Below are 20,945 nucleotides of genomic sequence, written 5' to 3' on the forward strand. Positions count from 1 at the left end.
CCTTCGGGCAAGCTCTTTTTTTATGACTGCAACCAGCTGTAATCGGTCATTATAGAATAAATATGGCGTTGCCGAACAGCAGCTTGCCGCCCTGCCAGAAGGCCCGGAACAGCGGATTGTCGGCCAGGTACACGATTTGGCCGCGGCCCAGGTCCTGGGTACCCAGTACGAAGCTGTCGGTGAGGCCGGCGCGGGTTTTGCGGCCGGCGAAACCCGAGGCGTAGCTGTTCTTTTTGAGGACACCCACGTTCCAGCCACCTTCGGGCAGGAATTTGTAGTTGGGTGCTTCACGGAGCAGAGCGAAGTAGGTGTTCCCGTAACCAAAGGCCAGCGGGTGGGTGTTGTCGAGTTGCACCCGAAACACACTGCCTTGCACCCGGTCGGCAATACCGTCGCGCTCGGCGTCGGCGTAGCGGCGCAGGGCGGCGTAGGGCGCTTTTTTGTTGATGGCCGTCGAGTCGGTGGGTTTGGCTTTGAGCAGCAGGTCTTTCTGGCCAGCCAGGAAACGCGAGGCTCCTTCGAGGGCAATGAGGCGGCCACCCCCGCGCACCCAGGTTTTCACGGCGGCCAGGGCTTTTTCGTTCATGATGTCGTCGTAGCGGCCATCGGGCAGTATCAGCACATCGAACTTGCTAAGCGGTACGCTGCCGAAATAGTCGGTGCCAAGCACTGTGATGGGGTAGCCCACCTGCTGCTCAAAAAAGTGCCATACTTCGCCAAACGCCGTGGCATCGACGCCCGGGCCGGCCAGCACGGCCACGTTGGGCATAGCCAGCGGCCGCACCGAGCGCGAGCCCAGGTCGCCACCGCTGGTAGAAAGGCCCGACTGCACGGCCTGCACCAGCACGCCCGCCGAATCGGCCTGGGCACGTACCAGTTGGTCGAACCGTGCCCCGAGCCGCTCGTTGCCGGTGCGCGCAATAATGAGCGTGCCGCGGCTATACTTCTGGCCTTCGGTTTCGAAGGGCTCCTCGGCCACCCGCAGCTTCACGCCCTGCTGCAGCAACCGGCTCAGGAAGCGCACATCCTGCAGGTTATTCCAGCGGGCCAGGTAGGCGTAGGGGGCGTCGGTAGTTGTTGGTTGCTGGTTGTTAGTTGTCAGCTTGTTCTGGCTATTCGCACTGACAACTGACGACTGACCACTAGCAACTGAATTCACTGCCAGCTGCCCCTTCAGCGCGTAGCCATTCAGGCCAAAGGCGTAGGGCAGCGACCAGGCAGTAAGGTCATACGTGAGCGAGTCTTCGAGTTGGGCCTGGGGCTCGAACAGCACTTTTACCAGCGTCGATTTGGGCTGATACATGCTGATAACTACGTCCCGGGGCTCGATCTGCACGGTTTCGGTTTTGCCGGTGGCGTAGCTATAGCCGGCCTGGCGGGTACGTTTGGTTGCGAAGCCGTAGCTGATCTGCTGGCGGTCGAGGTATTGCGTGAGGGCGCGCACCTGGCCGGGGTCGGAGGAGCCGGCCAGCACGTACGACTTGTACTCGCCCTTGGGCCGCGTGCGGGCGTCGTCGTAGAACTTGCGGAACTCGCGGGTCAGGTCCTGGTGGCGCTCGGCGGCGGCCTGCAGCGTGGCCAGGCTGGTGGCGTGGTGGTGCTCGATGCGCTGGCTCAGGGTGAGCGTGTCGCCGTCGGTTTTGGCGTAGGCCACGCCGGCCACGCCGCCACCGCCCTGCTCGTAGGTTACGCCAATAGCGCCGTTGAAGCTCGGCCAAGTGTCGCCGTAGAAAGGCGCGAACAAGTCGTAGGTTTCGCGGGTGAAGTAGAGCCAGTTGTTCTTATCAAAAACTTTCCGGTTGTAGTCGCCGATGATGTCCTGGAACTGCCGCTGCCAGGCCGTGAGGTCGGCGTGGAAGGGCTTGGCGGCAGGCGAGAAGTAGTAGGGGTTGTTGGGCCCCATCTCGTGAAAATCGGCGTGCACCTGGGGCAGCCACTGGTTGTACACGGCAATGCGCTGGCGGCTCTCCTGCTGGGTCTGCCAGGCCCAGTCGCGGTTCAAATCGAAGTAGTAGTGGTTGTAGCGGCCGCCGGGCCAGGGCTCCCGGTGCTCCCAGCTCAGGGGTGAGGCGTTGGTTTGCTTGTTGGCGACACGGTTGTACCACTGCGCATACCGGTCGCGCCCGTCGGGGTTCACGCAGGGGTCCACTATTACCACCAGGTTCTGCAAGTAGCTCTGCACAGTGGTATTGGCGGGGTTGGCCAGGTCGTAGAGCACCTGCATCACGGCCTCCGACGACACCGCCTCGTTGCCGTGCACGTTGTAGCTCAGCCACACCACGGCCGGCGTAGCGCCCTTCACGGCCCCGGTTTCGAGGCCAGCCAGCCGCAGGTTGTCGCGCCGGATATCGTCGAGGCGGGCCAGGTTGGCGGCTGAGGCAATGTACACCAGCTCCAGCGGGCGGTTTTCGTAGGTGGTGCCGTAGCGCTCCAGCTTCATCCGGTCGGGGCTGTGGGCCGCAATGTGGGCCACGTAGCGTAGCAGCTCGGCATGGGGCGTGAAGCGGGCCCCCAACTCGTAGCCCAGAAATTGGGCGGGCGTCTGCAGCGGGCCATCGGCCGGGCCGGCCAGCGGGTTGGGGAAGGGCGCTGAGGCCGGCGCCTGGGCCAAGGCGCCAAAGCACGTTAGCAGCCCCACTAGCAGCAGGCTCAGGGCCTGTAGCGTAATTTTTTTCATCATGCAGCGGAAGTAAAATCGGAGAGCAGTGAAACTCTGGCTCAAAGAAAGCATATTTGAGCAGGCCTTGCTTAGCTAATAGCGAAAATACGCGCTGTAGCGCGAAGCTCCAGCTTCGCGTTTCGTTGAGCCAAATCAGCCCAACGTCAGCAACGACACGCGAAGCTGGAGCTTCGTGATACACCTTCGTCAACCAAAAATATGCCCCACTCCTACTTCCGCCCGGCCCTGCTGGCGGCCCTGTTCTCGGCCGGCTGCTTCGCGGCCCAGGCCCAGCAGCCCGTTTCGTACCCGCTACCTTCTGAAGCCGACCGGCAGCAAATGGCCCAGGTGTTGTCCGATACGCTCTACATTCAGCAGCACTACACCAAAACGGAGCACCGCATTGCCATGCGCGACGGCGTGAAGCTGTATACCGTGGTGTACGCGCCCAACGACGCCGACAAGGTGCGCTACCCGGTTATGCTCAGCCGCACTCCCTACGCCGTGGGGCCCTACGAGGCGGGCAAGTACAAAAAGAGCCTCGGCCCCAGCTCTACGATGATGCGGGAGGGCTACATTTTCGCCTACCAGGACGTGCGCGGCCGCTATATGTCGGAGGGCGAATTCGTGAATATGCGGCCCGCCAAAGACGCGCCCAAGGGCAAGAACGACATCGACGAAGGCACCGACACCTTTGACACCATTGAGTGGCTGGTGAAGAAGGGCCCGAAAAATAACGGCCGCGTGGGGCAGTGGGGCATCAGCTACCCCGGTTTCTACACCGCCACCGGCCTGCTCAGCCGCCACCCGGCCCTCAAGGCCTCCTCGCCCCAGGCCCCCATTGCCGACTGGTTCTGGGACGATTTCCATCACAACGGCGCGTTCTTCCTGCCCCACGCCTTCAACTTCCTGGCCTCGTTCGGGCTGCCCCGGCCCGTGCCCACGCCTACCGGCAATCCCGGCTTTAAGCATGGCACACCCGATGGCTACGACTTCTTTATGAAGATGGGCCCGCTTAAGAACGCCGATGCCCGCTACTACAAAGGGCAGGTAGCGTTCTGGAACGAGATGATGGCCCATCCCAATTACGACGCGTTCTGGCAGGCCCGCAACCTGCGGCCTCACCTCAAAAACCTGAACAAGCAGACGGCCGTGCTCACCGTGGGTGGCTTTAACGATGCCGAGGATTTGTTCGGAGCGCTCAAAATCTACGAGAGCATAGAAAAGCAGAACCCCGGCATGCAGAACGGCCTCGTGATGGGCCCCTGGGTGCACGGCGGCTGGGCCCGCGGCACCGGCGAGGTAGTGGGCAACGTTGCCTACGGCGAGTCGCCCTCGCTTTACTATCAGAAGGAGATTGAAGCCCCGTTTTTCAAATCGTATTTGAAAGACAACAAGCGGCCTAATGTGCCCGAGGCTACTGTGTTTGAGGGCGGCACCAACAAGTGGCGCACTTTTGATGCCTGGCCGCCCAGGCAGTCCCAGGAGCGCACGATGTATTTTCAGGCCGATGGTAAAATTGGGTTCGAAGCCCCAACCGGCGGCCAAGCCGAGTTCGACCAGTACATCAGCGACCCGGCCAAGCCGGTGCCCTCCAACGAAAACATGGCCACGGGCATGACCCGCGAGTACATGACCGACGACCAGCGTTTTGCCAGCCGCCGCCCCGACGTGCTCACCTACCAGACCGACGTACTGACCGAGGATATGACGCTGGCCGGCCCTATTGAGGCACTATTGCAGGTGGCTACCACTGGCACCGACGCCGACTGGGTGGTGAAAATTATTGACGTTTACCCCAACGATACACCTGACAACCCACGCCTGAACCCGAGCGTGAAGCTGGGCGGCTACCAGCAGATGGTGCGCTCGGAGGTGATGCGCGGCCGGTTCCGCAATAGCTTTAGCCAGCCCGAAGCCTTCGTGCCGAACCAGGTAACGGCCGTGCCCTTCACCGTGCAGGACCTGTGCCACACCTTCCGCAAGGGCCACCGCCTGATGGTGCAGGTGCAAAGCAGCTGGTTCCCGATGGTCGACCGCAACCCCCAGACCTTCGTGCCCAACATTTTTGAAGCCGACGAAAAGGACTTCCAGACGGCAAACCACCGCCTCTACCACTCCCCTGCCAAGGCCTCACAACTGAAGATACGCGTGCTTTAACGAGAAAAACAGGACGTCATTCTGAGCGAAGCCGGAGGCGAAGTCGAAGAATCTCTACCGCAGTGCAAACCTCTTTATTGGGTTTACTGATGTAGTAGAGATTCTTCGACTTCGCCTCCGGCTTCGCTCAGAATGACGTTTTTTTGGCTATTGATTTACAACCGGCCGATGTTACCGTAGTCGGGCTCGGGAATCTGGTGGCGCAGGTCGTGCTTCACTTTTTCTACCACGCCGCGGCCGAAGAGGCTGATGCCGGCATTGAGCACGAGCAGGGCCGCCGTACCGGCCGAAACCCATTCGGCGGTCGATTCGCGGCGGCGTTTTTTATCGGCGGCCCATTGCACCAGACAGGTACCCAGGCCGATAGCTAGGAGGCCGGCCGGAGCGAAGGCCAGCCATTTTTCTTTGTGCGTCATGATGGAGCTACAGATGCGGAGTTGGACGGAACGAGCGGGAATCTGCTAAGATAACCAGCCGGCCGGCTTTTTGGCTACTGCCGCTCCTGTAATCGTACCTTCGCGGCCCAAGGTTCCCGTTTTCAAGCCAGATTCTCCGGATTACTCCGGCGCCACTCCTGCTGCCGATGCCCAACTCTCCCTACCAGCGCCTGCTCGACTTAGCCTTCGCCGAGCCCGCCGCCGCCGCCCGCTACCTCACGCCCGCCACCCGCGAGGCCTACCACATTTTCGGGCAGGCCGCCCCCGCTGATATTGCCTACCGCTTCGAGCGGGTGCGGCTGGGCGTGGCCCTGGCCCTGCTGCGCCTGCTGGCCGAATTAGGCGACATGGAGGAGGCCCGCCAGGTACTCGATGTGCTGAAAAACGCACTACAAGCCCCATCCGTAGCCGGCATCGACAAGGCCATGCAGAAGGGCGCTACTACGTTCGACCGCCTCTACGCCAACCTTTATGTGAACGAAGACGGCGAGCAGGTGCTGCACCTGTTCGAGCGCGCCCTCGACGCCGATACCCAACGCCTGATGGACGACGTTATTAGCGAGGCGCTGCGGCTGGTTCCGACCCTGGATTTCAGCCACGACGAAGAGGACGACGACTAGGTGTTTATCTTTCAAAAAAGTTGCCTGGTGCTTTTAGGGTCCAGTTCTGCTGGGCATTGCCCTGAGCACCATTCAGGTTACTAAGTGTTATTTTTCAATCAAAAAAAGCCGTTCCGGATATTCGGAACGGCTTTTTTTGATTGAAAAATAACACTTGCTACTCGTAGCCAGGGTTTTGCACCAGGTTGGGATTGGCGTTGATTTCGCGCAGTGGAATTGGAAGCACCAGCCGATTGGAGTTGAAAGGCAGCACTTCGGTAGAAGCGTTGGGCGGCATAGTACTGCTTTGGGTGCGCTTAAGATCATGGAGGCTAAATCCTTCAAAAAGCAACTCCAGCCTGCGCTCCTTTAGAATGGCGGCCAGTGTGAGGTTTGCCAGGGCCGGCAGGGCCACCCGCGCCCGGATGCGGTTGATATCAGCCAGTGGCGCGGCACCCACGCTGCTACCGGCCCGGAAGTTAGCTTCGGCGCGCGTCAGGTACATTTCAGCCAGCCGAATCAGCTTGATGTTCCCATATAGCACATTATACTTGGTGCTATACACCACGCCGCTGATGGTTTGGAATAGCTCGGCCCGTGCGTCGCCCTCTTCAAACTGGTCCAGTAGCTGGTCCTGCACTTCGATATCGGCCCGGCGGTCGGCCGAGTAAAAGGTATTCAACTCGTTGCGCCCGCTTTGGGCCGTTACCTGAATAGCGAACAGGTCTTCGGTCGTGTTCCCCAGCAGGTCGTTGTTGGAGGTGAACTCATCGGCATAATCGGGCACCAGGGCCCCGCCGGGTACTTGCAGAGCGCGGTTGGCAGCGGCGGCGGCGGCGGGGTAGTTGCCCTGCTGCAGATACACGCGGGCCAGCAGGCCGGCGGCGGCGTACTTGTTAGCGAAGAAGCCATTACTGGCCGGCAGCAGGGTCTCCGCCGACGTCAGGTCGGTAATTACCTGAGCATACACTTCGGCCACCGTGTTGCGGCTCACTTGGTTGGCCGGCGCAATAATGCTGGTAGGCATGAGCACGAGCGGAACACCAAGGTTGCTCTGGGGGTTGCCATCGTTCCAGGCCTTGGCGTACAGGCGCACCAAGTCGAAGTACACCAGCGAGCGAATAAATCTGGCCTCCCCTTCCACCCGCGCCTTCTTGGCCGGCGTATCGAGCCGGTCGATGGCACTAAGCACATTATTTACCCGGTTAATGGCATTGTACGATACCAACCAGGTACTTTCGGTGAAACCATTATCGCGCAGCACCACCTTGCGCTGGTACTGGTTGGGCGGAATGAAGGTACCTACGAAGTCGATGTCGCCGGAATTGGCCAGCAAGTCGCTCGTCAGCTGAAAGTAGCCCCCGTAGGCCTCGATGTTCTGAATTCCGGTGTAGCTGCCCACCATGGCCGCCTCCACGTCGTTGGACGTGCTCAGGGCCACGGCGGCGTTTATGTTATCGACCGGCTCCACGTTGAGCTTGTCGTTGCAGCCGCCCACCAGCAGGCCTAGGCCGAGAAATGCGGCGGTAGCCGCCTGATACAGTATCTTTTTCATGAGTTCAGCGGTTTAGGATGTCCGGTTGCCGGGGCTAGAAGCCCAGCGTGACGCCGAAAGTATAGGTGCGGGGCTGCGGGGCAGTGTAGAAATCGATGCCCTGGTTGATGTTGCCCTGCGTACTGGTACCGTTACCTGTGGGGTTGGAGTTACCCGCCAAGTAATCGGTGCTTACTTCCGGATCCCAGCCTTTGTATTTGGTGAAGGTGAGCAGATTGAGGCCCTGCGCAAACACCCGCACCGACTGCAGCCGCACCCGTTGCGCCAGCGTTACGGGTAGCGTGTAGCCCAGCGTAGCGGTCCGCAGACGCCCGTAGTCGCCGTCGCGCACGAACCTCGACGACAGCGCAATACCATTGCCGCCGAACAGTTCGGCCCGCGGTACGTCGGTGATATCGCCCACCTGCCGCCAGCGCCGGAGCTGGTCGCGGGTCTGGTTATCGGGGCCGTTATTGAAGCCCACCGAGTAGAACTGCGCCCCGGAGTCGAAAATCTTGTTGCCAAACACGCCTACAACCACCACATTCAAATCAAACCCTTTGAAGGTGAATGTATTGGTGATACCGCCCGTCCAGGTTGGGTTGGGGTCGCCCAGCGGCACTAGCCCGGCCTCGTTGCTGTCATCCGTCGTGTTCCGGTCGTTGTTGCCGTTGGCGTCGGGAGTGTTTAGGTAGTAAAGCGCATTGCCAGTGGCCGGATCTACCCCGGCGTACTCCGGTCCTACAAACACACCCAGCGGCTGGCCTTCTTGCGCCCGGTTAAGGTTGGAGCCCAGAATAGGCGGCCCGTCGAGGTTGGTGACGCGGTTGCGGTTGCGGGCCGCGTTGAAGCTGGTTGTCCAGGTGAAGGGACCTTCGATGTTACGAGTGGTCAGGGACAACTCGATGCCCCGGTTTTCCATGTCGCCCACGTTCCGGAACACGGAGGCGAAGCCCGAGGTACCGGGTACCGGCTGCGAGAGCACCAAGTCACTGGTTTTTTTCAGGTATGCGCCCACCTCACCGCTGAAGCGTCCATCCAGAAAGCCAAACTCAATGCCGGCATCCGCCTGGGTAGTCGACTCCCAGGTGAGGTCGGGACTGGCCAGTTGCAACGGCCGCTGGCCCGGAATGCCCACGTAGCCCGAAGTGCCCGAATACAGAGGCAAGGCCGCGAAGTTGGGAATACCCTGGTTGCCAGTGCGGCCCAGGCTACCCCGGATTTTAAGTAGGCTCAGCGCCGCGTTATCCTGCAGAAACGATTCTTCCGAAACCAACCAGCCCACCGATGCAGCCGGGAAGAAGCCATAGCGGTTGTTGACACCAAAACGGGAGGAGCCGTCGAGGCGGGCGCTCAGGCCCAGCAGATACTTGCCCGCATAATTGTAGTTGGCGCGCCCAAAGTAAGATACTAACGTACTCGCGGTTTCGCCCGACGAGCCAGCCGTTATCTGAGCTGCACTGACCAGCGTTTTATAAGCATCGGAGGCAAACTGCGACCCTTCAACGCTGTTAGTTTTAATCTGCGTTTCCTCATACGAAGTGCCCACCGTTAGGTCGAGGGTATGCACCTCGTTCAGCACTTTGTTATAGCCCAGGTAGTTGTTCACCACCATCCGGGCGCTGTTGGTCGTCGCGTTGAAGCCGAAGCCGTTGGTAGGGCCGGTGTTACGCGAAGTAACGCGGCCCAAGAACTGGTTTTCGCTCTGGTTGATGATATCGGTACCCAGCTGCGAGTTGAACACCAGCCCCGGTAGCAACTGGTACTGCGCATACACGTTGCCCAGAATCCGGTAGGAGGTGGTAATATAGTCGCCGTTCTGGACGCTGATGAGCGGATTGTAGTAGAATGGGAACGTGGTGTTCGGCTCGCCGGTGGCCGGGTCGAGCAGACCACTCATAAGGCCTGAGCGCGGGTCAATGAAGGGCGTAATCGGGGCCAGGGCCACGATTTGCATGGGTGAGCTGAAGGCATTATCGTTAGGCAGCCGCTCATTTACCGAGCGCGAGAGGCCGATGTTGAGGCCCATTTTCAGCCGGTCGGTGGCTTGGTTGTCGAGGTTAAAGCGGGTATTGATGCGCTGGTAGCGGTTGTCGACCAAAATACCATTGTTGTCGCTGTACTGGCCTGAGAAAAAGAACTTGGTTTTTTCGTTGCCTCCGCTCAAACTCAGGTCGTACTGGCTGAACGGAGCCTTCTGGAAAGCGCGGTCCTGCCAGTTGGTGTCCACGCCATTGGTAGCATAATCGGGCTGGGCTGCATAGCGGGTGAGGCGGGCATTAATGGATGCTTGCGAGAAGCCACCATTCAGACCGGCTTCCGTCAGCAGCTCAATGTATTCTGTGGCATTGAGGAACTCGCGCTTGTTGGTAGGCGTGCTCCAGCCGGTCTGGTAGCCGAGCGTGAAGCGCGTACCACCCTGCTGGCCCCGCTTGGTCGTAACAATTACTACCCCATTAGTGCCCCGCGAGCCGTAAATAGCCGTTGCCGCCGCATCTTTCAACACGCTAATGCTGGCAATGTCGTTAGGGTTGATGTCGGCAATCGGGTTGGTGGTGGCCGAAGTCGATGAGAGGTTATCCGATACTACCGGAATACCGTCGACCACATACAGCGGCTGGTTGTCGCCGCTGATGGACGATACGCCCCGCACTCGCACCCGTATGCCCTGGCCCAGCTTACCGCTGCCGCTTTCCACAAAAACACCTGCGGCCTTGCCCTGCAGGGCCTGCTCGAACGAGGGCAGCGGCGCATTGGCCACATCTTTGCCACTCAGCTGCACGACCGAACCCGTCAGGTCGCGCTTCGACTGCGTGCCGTAGCCTACTACTACGGCCTCGCTCAGCTCGGTGGCATTGCTGACCAGCGCAATGCTGAGGCTGCTGCGCTCCCCCACGCTTGCGGTTTGGGTGACAAAACCGATGGAGCTGATAGTGAGGGTAGCGCCGGGGCTCACGCTGAGTGTGAAGCTACCGTCGGAGCTGGTGCTGGTGCCGTTGGTAGTGCCGCGTTCCAGCACCGTCACGCCGGGCAGTCCCGAGCCGCCCCCGTCCGTTACGCGCCCACTAACGGCGCGGGTTTGCCCAACAGCCGTGCCGGCAGTTAGCAACATTCCTCCCATCAGAGGAAACAAGTAGTTTTTTCTCATGCGTGGGACCTCTCAGAGAGGCAGCTAAAGTGAAGCAGCCACTGCATCGGGGCGGGGCCGGGGCACGAAGCTGGGCGCTGCTACCGAGACCAGAATCCAACCACTGTACCGGTCTGGATTCCGAGAGGACTGCAAGGTATCTGCAATAAGCAATATATTTTATCGGAAATGCAACTGTTCTAGTTTCAACTACTCGTATTTATGGCCAAACGCCGCCCGCTACCTACCTTTACTACCATTGCCCGCCAGCTTGTGCGGGCTGTCATTCTTGCCTATTACTTAATGCCCGATATTCAGTTTATCACAGACGCATCGGCCGTGGCCGAAGCGGCCCGCAACCTGCACCAAAGCACCCGCATCGCCCTCGACCTGGAGTTCGATGATATGCGCTACCGCTACGGCCGCCACCTGGCCCTGATTCAGGTGTTCGATGGCCAGACCGTTTACCTGATTGACCCGCTGGAGCTGGAGAACGAGGCCGAAGACCTGGAACCGCTCTGGCAGGTGCTGCGCGACCCGGCCATTACCACCATATTCCACAGCTGCAAATCCGATATTCTGCTGCTCGATGAGCTCTACGGCGTACACGTGCGCAACATCGTGGATACCAGCGTGCAGCACACGCTGCTGGCCGAAGCCGACAACAACATCTCGCTGGGTCGCCTTATTCAGGAGGAACTGGGCCTGGAAGTAGACAAGGGCGAGCAGAAGTCGAACTGGCTGAAGCGCCCGCTCACCGAGGCCCAGAAGCAGTATGCAGCCAACGACGTGCTGTACCTGTTCGAGCTGACCGACCGGCTCAGCGCTAAACTGGCCGCGTTGGGCCGCACCGCCTGGGCCGAGCAGGAAAACGAGGCCCTCGAAGCAGTGCGCTACACCCGCGACGAGCGGCCCTACATGCGCCTAGCCGGCAAATACCGGATTCAGCCCGTCGAGCTACCCATGTTCCGCGACCTGTTTATGCTGCGCGATGAGGTGGCCCGCCACATCGACCGGCCCTCTTATATGATTGCCAGCAACGACCGGCTGGCCGAGCTCACGCGCCTGCCCGTTACGAGCACAGGCCATCTGCGCAACGCCAACGGCCTGCACCCCGAGCTCAAGCGCGGCACCTTTGCCGACCGCCTCGTGGCCCTAAGCCAAGAAGACCGGGCGCCCGAGCCGCCGCTGCCCGCCGACCGCCGCGGCTTCCCGTCGCGGCGCCGCCTGAGCGGGGCCAAAGCCGCCGAAGCCGATGCCCGCGAAGCCCTGCTGACTACGCTCAAAACCCACCTCGCCGCCGACCACAGTGCCATCATGGCCAACCTCGTGCTCAGCAACCGCCTCATCAACGACATCATCGAGCAGGGCGCCGACCAGGTTTTGCGCCCCTGGCAGCACCAGTTGCTCACCGAAACTGCCCAAAAGCACAGTCTGGACTTTTCGAAAGTAGCCGGGCCGTTTGAGAAGTAAGATGTAGGGGCGGGGCTTGTCCCCGCCCGCCGCTCGCGCCGCTGCAACGGTAATCGTCCAGCGGCGCGGATGGCGGGCGGGGACAAGCTCCGCCCCTACATCGTGCCTACTTCAGCTTCTCGTTGTTCTTGTGCCGCGTGGCGTCGCGCTGAGTTTTCTTGGCCAGGTTGCGGTTCAGGGCGTCGGTGAGGTCGATGCCGGTTTGGTTAGCTAGGCAGATGACCACGAACAGCACATCGGCCAACTCGTCAGCCAGCACTTTGTCCTTGTCAGATTCCTTGAACGACTGCTCGCCATACTGCCGGGCGATAATGCGGGCCACCTCGCCCACTTCCTCCGTGAGCATGGCCATGTTGGTTAGCTCATTGAAGTACCGGACGCCGGTGGTCTTGATCCACGCATCTACAGTTTGCTGAGCTTCTTCGATAGTCATGAATCAGAAGTTTGAGGGGTGATGATGAGGAAGTTCGCAGGTGCTAACTGTCGAGTACAATGGTTACCGGGCCGTCGTTGAGCAGCTCTACCTGCATATCGGCCCCAAACTCGCCGGTGGACACGGGCCGGCCAAGCAGTCGGGCTACTGTCTGCACGAACTGCTCGTAGAGCGGCACGGCCAGCAGCGGCGGCGCGGCCCCAACATAGCTGGGTCGGTTGCCCTTGCGGGTGTCGGCCAGCAGCGTAAACTGGCTCACGACCAGCACTTGGCCACCCACATCCTGCACCGAGCGGTTCATCTTGCCTTCGTCGTCGGCGAAGATGCGTAGCTGCACCATTTTGCGGGCCAGCCGGTCGAGAATGGCGGCATCGTCATCGGGCGCGAAGCCGGCCAGCACCAGTAAGCCGGGGCCAATCTGGCCGGTAACGCGGCCCTCCACGGTAACCCGGGCATGGCGGACGCGCTGGAGAACAAGACGCATGGGCGGTGAGATGATGAGTTTTACGTGCTGCCAGTGCTTGGCAGGCAGTTTTCAGGTCAACAAAGAACGTCATTCAGAGCGAAGCGAAGAATCTCGCGTGAGTCGTTGCACAACTGCGCAGTGACTTCACGCGAGATTCTTCGCTTCGCTCTGAATGACGTTCTTTGCTGGCTCGGTTTTTCCTGCTTTAACCAGCGCCCGTTGAACAGCTCACTCCCCCTCTCGCGGCCACAATCGTACTACCTCGGCCTCGCACTGCTGCTGCTGGTGCCGGTGCGCCTGTACGGCCTCACCGAGGGCGCGCTGCCCGACTTCGACTCGGTGCGCAACTGGCAGATTGTGCAGGAAGTGGCCGCCGGCAACCTGCGCCACCTGTTCCGGCACGCCAGCCCGCTATTCATGCTGCTTTATGCGCCGGTGGCCTGGCTCACGTCCGATTATCGGGTGTTTCTGGTGCTCAACGCGCTGCTGGCCCTGGTGGCCGTGGGGCTGCTGGCGGCCTTTATAGCCCGCGAAACCCGGCTGCCGGGCTGGCAAACCGGGCTGCTCACGCTGCTCATGGGCACGGCCACTTTCCTCACCTACGGCGGCCGCGACTTTACCATGAGCGCCGGCAGCCTGCTGTGTTTCGCCGGACTGCTGGCCGCTTATTACCAACGGCTCCGGCAGCCTAGCTCAACCACCGTCTATCGGGCCGCTATCTGGCTGCTGCTGGGCCTGAGTTTCAACTATAAATTCCTGCTGACGCTCCCCATTCTGACCGTGCTGGAGTGGTGGCAGGCCGATGGGCTGCTGCTGCGGCGGGGCCACTGGTGGCGTGTGGGCCTGCTGCTGGCCGCCCCTTTCGTGGTGCTGAGCACTGTGGGCTGGCTGGCGGGCCTGCGCTGGTACGCCTGGTTGGGCGTGTATTACAACGTGCTGTTTCCGGGGGCCGCCAACGCTGCCGGCCGCATCGCTACGCTGCACCTCGATTTGCTGTACTACCTGCGCTTTATGCTCGATTTTGAATCGTGGCTGGTGTGGGTGGGGCTGCTGGGGCCGCTGGCATTGCTGGGGCAGCAATGGCGCGCCGGCCGCCTCGGGCGGGGTCAGCCGCTACCGCTGGAACTGTACGTGGCCATCTGGGGCTGGTGCCTGCTGGCAGGCATGTCGTTGCTGCTGAAAGCGCCGCGGGGGCTGCTGTGGGCCTACGGGCTGTGGTACGCGCTGGGGCTGCTGATGCTGGCACGGCCGTGGCGCGGCCGGCGGATTCCGGCTCCGGCGCTGTTAATGTTGGTACTTCTGGTGCTAGCTGGCAACCTCTACCGGCTTCAGCGCGAAGTGTACGCCTACGTCCGGCCCACCAGTTACCCGGCCGTAGCCGCGTGGCTGGCGGCCCACGGCGGCGGCCCCGTGGCCAGCACGGTAGGCTTGGCGTTGGCACCCTTTCATCCTGATACAGTGCGCTCAATAGTGAGCGAGCAGGCCCTGACCACCCTGAGCCACCGGGGCTACCGTTACGTGGTGCTCGACGCCTATTGGCGCGTGACCAACGTGCAACAGTTCGACTCGCTGCGCCGCCAGCCGCCGCTAGCCGCCTGGCCCGAACCTAGTCTCACTTCTCCTTTACTCTTTCTGGAGCACTCCGAGTTCACCGGCCTCAGCTACCAGCAAACCCTACACCTCCAGCAGCAAGCCCGCCAGGATACGGCGCAGCTACGGGTGTATGAGATAAGTGAATACGTGCAGTTACAGCACGACGTAGGGGCGGGGCTTGCCCCCGCCCGCCGTTGAACGATAGTCGTCAAGCAGAATCATTGAAACGGTGCGAACGGCGGGCGGGGGCAAGCCCCGCCCCTACGTCGTGCTGTAACATTCACCTCGCACTTCCTCAGCGTTTCACCCCCAGACTATCGAGGCGGCGCTGGTAGCGGCGGGCATTCTGTAGGTGTTCGGCGTAGGTTTCGGCGAAATCGGAGAAGCCGCTGCCGTCGGGGCGGGCGCAGAAGAACACGAACTTGTGGCGGGTGGGGCGCAGCACGGCATCAAGGCTTTGGCGGTTGGCCGACGTGATGGGGCCGGGCGGCAGGCCCTTGTACCGGTAGGTGTTGTAGGGCGAATCCACCAGTTTGTCCTTGTTGAGCACCCGCTTCACCCCGAAGTTGCCGATGGCCCAGAGCAGCGTGGGGTCGGCTTGCAGGCGCATGTTGGTGCGCAGGCGGTTGAGGTAGGCCCCGGCAATAATGGGTTTATCGAGCGGCTGGGCAGTTTCGCGCTGCACGATGCTGGCCAGCACGTGCACCTGGGTAAGCGAAAGGCCCAGCGAATCGGCTTGGCGGCGGCGCTCGGACGTCCAGAACCGGGCGTGGGTGGCGGCCGCCGAGTCGAGCAGCTGCGGGGCCGAGGAGTTCCAGAGCAGGCGGTAGGGCCCCGGCAGAAACAGCGTGAGTATCGTGGTGGTATCGAGGTGGTAGCGGCGTTGCAGGTGAGCATTGTCGTTCAGCAGGCGGCGCAGGCTTACCGAGTCGGCCTCGAAGGCGCGGGCCAGCTGCCGGGCCAGCTGGGGCTTGTACTTAAAGGCGTTCAGCGTGAAAGCCACCGTGTCCTGCTCGCCGCGGGCCAGCATTTCTACCAGCGCCCGGTTGCCCAGGCCGGGCCGCAGCTGGTAGCGGCCCGGCTGCACGCGCTGCGGATAGTTGTACCAGCGCGCCACCTGGTCGAAGGTCTGGTCATTCTTCAGCAGCTCGTGGTAGCGCAACGAATCGAGCACCGCCTCATAGTCGGCCCCGGTACCGATATACAGGTAGGCCGACCCGAACGCCGATTCGCGCACGTTGGGCCGCTGCAGCAGCCACCAGGCGGCACCCAGCCCCACTAGAATCAGGGTGCTGAAGGCCAGCAGGAAAATGAGCCAGAATCTGCGCAAAGTGAAGTCGTGAGGGTGAAGCAGTGACGGGTCGCCGGGGGCAGCCTGCCCTGCAAAGAAACAGGATTTGCAACGGCCCGCTTCGGCCCACCGCCAATAACAAGGTTCTGCCCCAGCGGTCAGCAGAAGGACCTCGCTGAACAGGGTTTAGAGCCGTGACCCTTCGCGGCTCTAAACCCTGTAAACGGGCTCGAAAACCTGCTCAGCTGAGCAGCGAATACGCTACGCCTCGTTTACCAGCGCCGCAATGGCGTCCTGTAACTCCTGCTGGCGCTGGCGGCGCTCCACTTCGAGCGGGGCGGCGGCGCGCACTTCACAGTCGGGGATGGTGCACCGCTCGCAGGTTTCGTTGACCTCCTTACGAATGATGGCGGGGTCGGCGGCGAAGCGGATTTTCTGGCTTAGCGTATCGTCGCAGAGCAGACCCACCGTCACGCTCACGGCGGGCTCGATGGCCGTACCGGCCCGGGCCAGTGTCAGGCACAGGTATTCGTCGCCGTTGGGGTAAAGCGAGCGTTGAGCGCCGAGCGTGTAGGCCGGCGCGCCAGTAGCCAGCGGCTGCTGGCGCAACTCGGCCAGCAGCCGCACCGAAATCCAGCGGCGGCAGTAGTGCTCGTGCAGCTCGTTGCCGTGGGGGTTGTGCAGGCGCGAAAGGTGCAGCTCCTTGGTCAGGCGGTAGTCGGCTGAGGCATTGGCCTGGTCGAAGCGCAGAAAAAACAGGCTCTGCAGCCCAAAATGGCGGGGCAGCAGGTTGGTGATGCGCTGCATGAACATCTCCGGCGACACATCGTAGCGCGTGAGCAAGGCCAGCAGATCGGCCGGCTCCCAGGTTTTTGCCGCAAACAGGGCCGTCAGGTCGCGCACCAGCGTTTCCTCATCCATCAGCAGGGCCCCGGCAAAGTACGAGGCCTTGAAGTTGTTGAGCACCTCATCGAACGAGCGCACCGGAAACGAGGCATTCACGTAGGGCCGGTCTTTCAGATTGAGGTAGTTGAAGGCCACCTCACGGCCCAGCACGAAGCCCTCCTGGGCCCCACTCAGGCCCTGGCGCAGCAACAGCCGCCGCGACTTGGGCTGAAACACCGACCGCAACCGCCCCAGGTGCGCGTACTCGACCAGCCCATCCCGGTCGAGGGTGTAGCCATACTGCGCGGTGAGCACCCGCTCCAACTGGGTCCGGTCGGGTGACGACGTAGCAGCGGCCACGCCATGCTCCACCACGAAGGTGCGCGCGTCCTGCTCCAGCTCCTCAAAATAGTTGTCGTGCATCTCCTGATAAGAGCGCAATGCGGCCAGAAAGAAGTTTTCCTGGCGCATCTCATAGTTGCGCGCAATTTCGAAGAGCGTGCTGATGAAGGCGTTCATCTTGGCCGGCGCGTTGGCAATCAACTCCACAATGCGCAACGGGTCGAGGCCGAACATTTCCAGCGGAAACTCCTTGAGCAAATCCGACTGTAGCAGCTCGGAAATGGGTTCCAGGCGCCGGCTCAGCGTCAGCGACACCAGCTGGTCGTAGCTCACGCCCAGCACCTTGCTCAGGCTCAGAATTTTATCGGCCTTGGGGTATTTTTTGCCCTTTTCTATCTCGTTGAGGTAGGACACCGACACGTCGCAGGCGCGGGCCATTTCGGCGGGCGTGAGGCCCCGCTCCTGCCGCAGCTCGCGCAACTTCAGCCCAAATATCAAGCGAACAACCTGGCCGTGGCTCAGCATATAGGAACTGGTAAGATGGGATGGAGCGGAAAGACCGGGCTTTGTGCCAGCCAGGAAATAGCGGATGTAAGGGGCAATTCGCTGATTGCCCTGATCCGGCCGGCACTGATTTACATGTTTTTTTTACGCCGTAAGCCCGTAAATCTACGATTTTGCTAACCCGATTAAAAATTAGCGAATATTCGCTTGTTTGATAAAATTCGCTTTTATACATTTGATGCACTGCCCCCGGGCAGCTTTCCCATCGTTTACTTCAACCCCGCTGCGTATGTCGCCTTTCGCCGAGCCCCAGATTCTGGCCCCCACCTACCGCACTCCCGAGCGGGTGCAGGTAACGGGCGAATACTCGCCCGCCTATGCCGAAATCCTGACGCCCTCGGCGTTGGCTTTTGTGGCCGAGCTGCACCGCCGCTTCGAGGCCACGCGCCGCGGGCTGCTGCAGCGGCGCACCGAACGGCAGCAGCGGCTGGCGGCCGGCGAGGCCTTCGATTTTCTGCCCGAAACCAGGCAGCTGCGCGAAAAGCCCTGGACCGTGGCCCCGCTGCCCGACGACCTGCTCGACCGGCGGGTGGAAATAACGGGCCCCACAGAGCGCAAAATGATTATCAACGCCCTGAATTCGGGCGCCAAGGTGTTCATGGCCGACCTCGAAGACTCGACTTCGCCCACCTGGGCCAACGTGGTGGAGGGCCAGCGCAACCTGCGCGACGCCGTGCGCCGCACCATTTCCATCAGCACGCCCCAGAAAGAGTACAAGCTGAACGAGAAAACCGCCGTGCTCATGGTGCGCCCCCGCGGCTGGCACCTGCTCGAAAAACACCTGCTCGTGGATGGCGAGCCGGTGAGTGCTTCGCTGTTCGATTTCGGCCTCTACTTCTTCCACAACGCCCACGAGCTCTGCGCCCGCGGCACGGCGCCCTACTTCTACCTGCCTAAAATAGAGAGCCACCTCGAAGCCCGCCTCTGGAACGACGTGTTTGGCTTCGCGCAACGGTCGCTGAAAATGCCCAAGTGCGTTATCAAGGCCACGGTGCTGATTGAGACGCTACCGGCCGCTTTCGAGCTGAACGAGATTCTGTGGGAACTGCGCGAGCACTCGGCCGGCCTCAACTGCGGCCGCTGGGACTACATTTTCAGCTACATCAAGCGGCTGGGGCTGGGGGCCGAATTCCGGCTGCCCGACCGTGCCGCCGTAACCATGACGGTGCCGTTTATGAGCGCCTACTCGCAGCTGGTCGTGCAGACCTGCCACCGCCGCGGCGTGCACGCCATGGGCGGTATGGCAGCCCAGATTCCCATCAAAAACGACCCCGAAGCCAACGAACGGGCCCTCGAAAAAGTCCGCCAGGATAAGGTGCGCGAGGCCCGCGCCGGCCACGACGGTACCTGGGTGGCGCATCCCGGCCTGGTGCCGGTGGCGCTGGAGGTCTTCAACGAGCTGATGCCCCAGCCCAACCAAATCGACAATAAGCGCGACGATGTGCAGGTGACGGCCCAGGATTTAGTGCAGGCGCCGACGGGCGACATCACCGAAGCCGGCCTGCGCCTCAACCTCGATGTGGCCGTGCGCTACCTCGAATCGTGGCTGCGAGGCAACGGCTGCGTCCCGATTCACAACCTGATGGAAGACGCCGCTACCGCCGAAATTTCCAGGGCCCAGGTGTGGCAGTGGCTGCACACGCCCGGCACCCAGCTGGCCGACGGCCGCCCGCTGACCGTAGCACTGTACCGTGAGCTGCTCCCGGCCCAGCTCGAAGCCATCCGCCAGGAAATCGGCGACGAGGTATATGCACAAGGCAAGTACCTCGAAGCCGCCCGCCTCTTCGACCGGCTGGTGATGAGCGAGCAGTTCATCGAGTTCCTGACCCTACCGGCCTACGAGCAGCTGGCGTAGTCAGAACGCTGTAGGGGCGGGGCTTGTCCCAGCCCGCCGTTGAACGGTTCCCGTTGAACAAGTACCGTTGCAGCGGCGCGAACGGCGGGCGGGGACAAGCCCCGCCCCTACACCGTTTTAATATTCTCTTCAAATTTTCCGGGTTTCCTCCACCGGGTCAAAGCACTGGTTTTGCCCCGCCAGGCCTCGCTTTGCCCATACTTTTCTCCTCCTCAACCCCCTACCGCCATGAACAAGCAGCAACGCATTACCGCCATTGAACAGGATTGGGCCACGAATTCCCGCTGGAAAGGCATCGTTCGGCCTTACACGGCTGAGGACGTGCTGAAGCTCCGTGGCTCCGTGACCATCGAATACTCGCTGGCCCGCAACGGGGCCGAGCGGCTGTGGCAGCTGCTGCACTCCGAGCAATATGTGGCGGGGTTGGGGGCCCTCACCGGCAACCAGGCCGTGCAGGAAGTGCAGGCCGGCCTCAACGCCATCTACCTCTCGGGCTGGCAGGTGGCGGCCGATGCCAACAACTCGGGCCAGATGTATCCCGATCAGAGCCTATATCCCGCCGACTCGGTGCCGGCCGTGGTGCGCCGCATCAACAACGCCCTGCTCCGCGCCGACCAGATTCAGAGTGTATCGGGCGAGGGCGACGTGCATTGGCTGGTGCCCATTGTGGCCGATGCCGAGGCGGGTTTTGGGGGCAACCTGAACGCGTTTGAACTGATGAAGATGATGATTGAGGCTGGGGCAGCAGGCGTGCATTTCGAAGACCAGCTGTCGTCGGCCAAGAAGTGCGGCCACCTCGGTGGCAAGGTGCTCGTGCCCACCCAGGAAGCCATTAACAAGCTCGTAGCCGCCCGCCTGGCCGCCGATGTGATGGGCGTGCCCACGCTGGTAGTGGCCCGCACCGATGCCGACGCCGCCGACCTGCTCACCTCCGACATCGACCCACGCGACCAGCCCTTTGTGCTGGAGGAAGCCGAGCGTACCTCGGAGGGCTTTTTCCGGGTACGTTGTGGGCTGGAGGCTGGCATTGCCCGCGGCCTAGCCTACGCCCCTTACGCCGACCTTATCTGGATGGAGACCTCGCACCCCGACCTGGAGCAGGCCCGCCAGTTTGCCGAAGCCATCCACGCCCAGTTCCCGGGTAAGCTGCTGGCCTACAACTGCTCGCCTTCGTTCAACTGGGCCGCCAAGCTCAGCGTGCCCGAAATGGAAATCTACCGCGAAGAGCTGGCCGCCATGGGCTACAAGTTCCAGTTCATCACGCTGGCCGGTTTCCACGCGCTCAATACCAGCATGTTCGAGTTGGCCACCGCCTACCGCGAGCGGGGCATGGCCGGCTACTCGGAGCTGCAGGAGCGCGAGTTTGCGCTCCAGAAAAAGGGGTTCAAGGCCGTCAAGCACCAGACGTTCGTGGGCACCGGCTACTTCGACGCCGTGCAGAACGTGGTAACGGCCGGCCGCTCCAGCACCGGCGCCCTGGTCGGCAGCACCGAAGAAGCCCAATTCAATAATCACTGATTGATCATG

General features: G+C 61.7%; 14 protein-coding genes. 6 read left to right on the plus strand and 8 right to left on the minus strand.

Going from position 1 to position 20,945, the window contains the following annotated elements; translation table 11 throughout:
* Positions 1 to 49: 49 nt before the first annotated feature.
* Positions 50 to 2,680, minus strand: a complete 2,631-nt coding sequence (locus HW554_RS01575) for a M14 family metallopeptidase (protein ID WP_246285050.1) — start codon at positions 2,678 to 2,680, stop codon at positions 50 to 52.
* A gap of 198 nt (positions 2,681 to 2,878) precedes the next feature.
* On the opposite strand from HW554_RS01575, the gene HW554_RS01580 reads away from it, so the two are divergent.
* Positions 2,879 to 4,819, plus strand: coding sequence for a CocE/NonD family hydrolase (locus HW554_RS01580; protein ID WP_176906594.1), 1,941 nt, complete (start codon positions 2,879 to 2,881; stop codon positions 4,817 to 4,819).
* Positions 4,820 to 4,974: 155 nt separating this feature from the next.
* On the opposite strand, the gene HW554_RS01585 is transcribed toward HW554_RS01580, so the two are convergent.
* Positions 4,975 to 5,235, minus strand: a complete 261-nt coding sequence (locus HW554_RS01585; protein ID WP_176906595.1) for a hypothetical protein — start codon at positions 5,233 to 5,235, stop codon at positions 4,975 to 4,977.
* A 167-nt stretch (positions 5,236 to 5,402) separates the two neighbouring features.
* Between HW554_RS01585 and HW554_RS01590 the strand changes: the two genes are divergently transcribed.
* Positions 5,403 to 5,876 carry a hypothetical protein gene (locus HW554_RS01590; RefSeq protein WP_176906596.1) on the plus strand — a complete coding sequence of 158 codons (474 nt, stop codon included), beginning with the start codon at positions 5,403 to 5,405 and terminating at the stop codon, positions 5,874 to 5,876.
* Positions 5,877 to 6,033: 157 nt separating this feature from the next.
* On the opposite strand, the gene HW554_RS01595 is transcribed toward HW554_RS01590, so the two are convergent.
* Complete coding sequence (locus HW554_RS01595) at positions 6,034 to 7,410, minus strand: RagB/SusD family nutrient uptake outer membrane protein (RefSeq protein WP_176906597.1); 1,377 nt, start codon at positions 7,408 to 7,410, stop codon at positions 6,034 to 6,036.
* Between the two features lie 34 nt (positions 7,411 to 7,444).
* Entirely contained in the window at positions 7,445 to 10,501 is a 3,057-nt protein-coding gene (locus HW554_RS01600; protein ID WP_246285051.1) for a SusC/RagA family TonB-linked outer membrane protein, read from the minus strand.
* 237 nt (positions 10,502 to 10,738) lie between these two features.
* Between HW554_RS01600 and HW554_RS01605 the strand changes: the two genes are divergently transcribed.
* On the plus strand, positions 10,739 to 11,989 hold the full coding sequence (locus HW554_RS01605; protein ID WP_176906599.1) for a ribonuclease D: 1,251 nt from the start codon (positions 10,739 to 10,741) through the stop codon (positions 11,987 to 11,989).
* 106 nt (positions 11,990 to 12,095) lie between these two features.
* Here HW554_RS01605 and HW554_RS01610 read toward each other — a convergent pair whose 3' ends face one another.
* Positions 12,096 to 12,422, minus strand: coding sequence for a nucleotide pyrophosphohydrolase (locus tag HW554_RS01610; RefSeq protein WP_176906600.1), 327 nt, complete (start codon positions 12,420 to 12,422; stop codon positions 12,096 to 12,098).
* Positions 12,423 to 12,465: 43 nt separating this feature from the next.
* Positions 12,466 to 12,906, minus strand: coding sequence for a D-aminoacyl-tRNA deacylase (gene dtd, locus HW554_RS01615; protein ID WP_176906601.1), 441 nt, complete (start codon positions 12,904 to 12,906; stop codon positions 12,466 to 12,468).
* Between the two features lie 201 nt (positions 12,907 to 13,107).
* Between dtd and HW554_RS01620 the strand changes: the two genes are divergently transcribed.
* A complete protein-coding gene (locus tag HW554_RS01620; RefSeq protein ID WP_176906602.1) occupies positions 13,108 to 14,679 on the plus strand; it encodes a hypothetical protein in 1,572 nt (523 codons plus the stop codon).
* A 97-nt stretch (positions 14,680 to 14,776) separates the two neighbouring features.
* On the opposite strand, the gene mltG is transcribed toward HW554_RS01620, so the two are convergent.
* Entirely contained in the window at positions 14,777 to 15,811 is a 1,035-nt protein-coding gene (mltG, locus tag HW554_RS01625) for an endolytic transglycosylase MltG (RefSeq protein ID WP_176906603.1), read from the minus strand.
* A gap of 222 nt (positions 15,812 to 16,033) precedes the next feature.
* Positions 16,034 to 17,524 carry a helix-turn-helix domain-containing protein gene (locus HW554_RS01630; protein ID WP_176906604.1) on the minus strand — a complete coding sequence of 497 codons (1,491 nt, stop codon included), beginning with the start codon at positions 17,522 to 17,524 and terminating at the stop codon, positions 16,034 to 16,036.
* Between the two features lie 268 nt (positions 17,525 to 17,792).
* On the opposite strand from HW554_RS01630, the gene aceB reads away from it, so the two are divergent.
* Entirely contained in the window at positions 17,793 to 19,418 is a 1,626-nt protein-coding gene (gene aceB, locus HW554_RS01635; protein ID WP_176906605.1) for a malate synthase A, read from the plus strand.
* Positions 19,419 to 19,646: 228 nt separating this feature from the next.
* Entirely contained in the window at positions 19,647 to 20,936 is a 1,290-nt protein-coding gene (aceA, locus tag HW554_RS01640) for an isocitrate lyase (protein WP_176906606.1), read from the plus strand.
* Positions 20,937 to 20,945: the final 9 nt, after the last annotated feature.

The organism is Hymenobacter lapidiphilus, from assembly GCF_013377885.1.
Lineage (GTDB): Bacteria > Bacteroidota > Bacteroidia > Cytophagales > Hymenobacteraceae > Hymenobacter > Hymenobacter lapidiphilus.

Bases quoted from the DNA above. Each gene is read 5' to 3' on its own strand.
- HW554_RS01595 (WP_176906597.1), bottom strand. From the start codon at position 7,410: ATGAAAAAGATACTGTATCAGGCGGCTACCGCCGCATTTCTCGGCCTA.
- HW554_RS01630 (WP_176906604.1), bottom strand. From the start codon at position 17,524: ATGCTGAGCCACGGCCAGGTTGTTCGCTTGATATTTGGGCTGAAGTTG.
- dtd (WP_176906601.1), bottom strand. From the start codon at position 12,906: ATGCGTCTTGTTCTCCAGCGCGTCCGCCATGCCCGGGTTACCGTGGAG.
- HW554_RS01605 (WP_176906599.1), top strand. From the start codon at position 10,739: ATGGCCAAACGCCGCCCGCTACCTACCTTTACTACCATTGCCCGCCAG.
- aceB (WP_176906605.1), top strand. From the start codon at position 17,793: ATGTCGCCTTTCGCCGAGCCCCAGATTCTGGCCCCCACCTACCGCACT.
- HW554_RS01590 (WP_176906596.1), top strand. From the start codon at position 5,403: ATGCCCAACTCTCCCTACCAGCGCCTGCTCGACTTAGCCTTCGCCGAG.
- HW554_RS01600 (WP_246285051.1), bottom strand. From the start codon at position 10,501: ATGTTGCTAACTGCCGGCACGGCTGTTGGGCAAACCCGCGCCGTTAGT.
- HW554_RS01610 (WP_176906600.1), bottom strand. From the start codon at position 12,422: ATGACTATCGAAGAAGCTCAGCAAACTGTAGATGCGTGGATCAAGACC.
- aceA (WP_176906606.1), top strand. From the start codon at position 19,647: ATGAACAAGCAGCAACGCATTACCGCCATTGAACAGGATTGGGCCACG.
- HW554_RS01585 (WP_176906595.1), bottom strand. From the start codon at position 5,235: ATGACGCACAAAGAAAAATGGCTGGCCTTCGCTCCGGCCGGCCTCCTA.
- HW554_RS01580 (WP_176906594.1), top strand. From the start codon at position 2,879: ATGCCCCACTCCTACTTCCGCCCGGCCCTGCTGGCGGCCCTGTTCTCG.
- HW554_RS01575 (WP_246285050.1), bottom strand. From the start codon at position 2,680: ATGATGAAAAAAATTACGCTACAGGCCCTGAGCCTGCTGCTAGTGGGG.